The following is a 1973-nucleotide window of genomic DNA, read 5'->3' as shown; positions in this document are numbered from 1 at the left end:
GCGGGGGTTGGGGAGACGGGGACTGATGCGTGCAGTCGGGCACGTAGATCAGCACGTGCCCGACCATCGTCCAGCCGATCGCGCACCCCGGCGGCAACTGCGGGGGTGAATCGGGTGCAGCGATCAGCGCCGCCACCGACCCGGCGATCAATGCCTGACCTGCGACGCGGCGCCACGATCCGGCCCGCCGCACGGCCCCGCGGGTCCTGGTTCGTCTCGCGATCGGTGCGGCGGCGCCGTCGGGCATCTAACGTTCCACTCTGCCGGGAAGATGATCCTCCAGTGTGAAATAGCTTGTGGCCGGTCGCAACTCGTGGAGTGCCTCGCGCGCTTCGCTGGCCGGCGTGCGATCGGATAGCCCTGCCGCCGAAGGCCTTTCGCGGTGTGCATGCGTTCAGGGTCACGGCCCGGTGCCGACCCCGCGGACCGATATCGGTCACCGCATTGATCTCGCGCGGGCAGATGCGAAAGACTGACCACGGTGAGCCGTAACAGTGCAGTCGCTGCTATCGCGCCGCTCTTACTCGGCGCGATCATGTTCGCCGGTGCGGGCTGTTCGACGCGGGCGCCGTCGCGAACGGCGACGCCCATCGTCGTCACCCCAGCACGGGCGCCCGTCGCGCCGCTCGCTTCGAGAACCGTTGCCGCAGCGCCCAATCCGCCCCTGGGCGCGCAGCCCCAATTGGCGTCGGACCCGACACAGCTGGCCGACGACCTGGTCGCCGACGAGCGCACGCTGCGCGATCCGTCGACGCCGGAGCCGGCGCTGATGGCCGCGGCGCACCGCGAACAGGCCGCGTACCGCGCCGTCGCGCGGCACCCCGAATGGGATTCGATCATCCGCCAGCGCGTCCCGCCGGAGTTCGTGGACCTCTACGACCGCAACCTCGATGCCCGCCGCCAGCTCCAGGCGATGACACCCGCGAAAGACACGCTGCCCGCCTGGCGGGTCCAATCCCCGGTCCCCGCCGACGAACTGATCAGCGACTACCACGCGGCCGAGGCGGAGAGCGGCGTCGGCTGGAACTACCTGGCCGCGATCAACCTGGTCGAGACCCGATTCGGCAGCATCAACGGCGTGAGCACCGCCGGCGCCCAAGGACCCATGCAGTTCCTCCCCTCGACGTTCGCCACCTACGGCCAGGGCGGCGACATCAACTCCCCCCACGACAGCATCATGGCGGCGGGCCGCTTCCTCGCCGCCAACGGCTTCGCCAACGACCCCGCCCACGCCATCTACGGCTACAACCACGCCCACGAATACGTACGGGCGGTGGACCAATACGCTGCGCTGATCGCGAGTGATCCCGCCACGTTCCCCACCTACTACCGGTGGGACGTCTACTACGTCACCACCGCCGGCGACGTGTTGCTCCCGGTCGGCTACGCCGAGCCGTCCCCGATCCCGGTCGGGGATTACCTGGCGACCCATCCCCAATAGTCCCGGGGCGGATCAGAGGTACTTCAGCGCGATCTCCTGCAGGTGCGATCGCACGTCTTGGCCGGTGGCCTTCTCCAGCTTGATGCCCAACTCGCCCGCGAGGTTGACGAAGCCCATCAACAGCATGATCTCCCCGTCGGGCTCGTCGATCACGTTCTCGACGAGCCGGCTCCAGGCGAAGTCGTTGCCGCTGTCGGAGGTCCAAGCCGTCATCACATCGATGGCTCGCCGGACGTTCTCTCGCACATCCATTCCCGGAGCCTGCCATGACGACCGGACCGCCGCCCGCCGACACTGCGGCGGCGCACCCGCGCCGTCAGTACAGCGGAACCCAGACCCCCATGTACCAGAACCCCCACCCGCCGAACTGCCAGTTGAAGACCGGGATGGCGGTGTAGGTGTCGTACTGGAACGGCCCGAAGTCGGCCTGCGCGCGGGCGACGTCACGCGGCGGCCCGGACCACGGGCGGTTCCAGCCGCCGGGGGGCGGGGGGCCGTCCCAGCCGCCCGGAGGCGGCGCGCCCACCCAGTG

The 1973-nt window shown here is 69.7% G+C and carries 3 protein-coding genes and 1 pseudogene; 1 reads left to right on the top strand and 3 read right to left on the bottom strand.

Annotated elements, in window-relative coordinates; all coding sequences use genetic code 11:
- Positions 1–247: hypothetical protein (locus tag BST44_RS29970; RefSeq protein WP_142274740.1), on the bottom strand; the 247-nt coding region annotated here is incomplete at its 3' end.
- Positions 248–535: 288 nt separating this feature from the next.
- On the opposite strand from BST44_RS29970, the gene BST44_RS29070 reads away from it, so the two are divergent.
- Positions 536–1441 (top strand): lytic transglycosylase domain-containing protein, encoded by a 906-nt coding sequence (locus BST44_RS29070; RefSeq protein ID WP_083180038.1) that lies wholly within the window; start codon positions 536–538, stop codon positions 1439–1441.
- Positions 1442–1453: 12 nt separating this feature from the next.
- On the opposite strand, the gene BST44_RS29065 is transcribed toward BST44_RS29070, so the two are convergent.
- Together BST44_RS29065 and BST44_RS29060 are read right to left on the bottom strand one after the other, a co-directional pair.
- Entirely contained in the window at positions 1454–1693 is a 240-nt protein-coding gene (locus BST44_RS29065) for a hypothetical protein (RefSeq protein ID WP_083180037.1), read from the bottom strand.
- Between the two features lie 64 nt (positions 1694–1757).
- Positions 1758–1973: pseudogene (locus BST44_RS29060) on the bottom strand (MAP_0585 family protein); the annotation flags it as partial.

Source organism: Mycobacterium scrofulaceum, from assembly GCF_002086735.1.
Classification (GTDB): domain Bacteria; phylum Actinomycetota; class Actinomycetes; order Mycobacteriales; family Mycobacteriaceae; genus Mycobacterium; species Mycobacterium scrofulaceum.
This window is presented reverse-complemented; position numbering and strand designations above follow the sequence as displayed.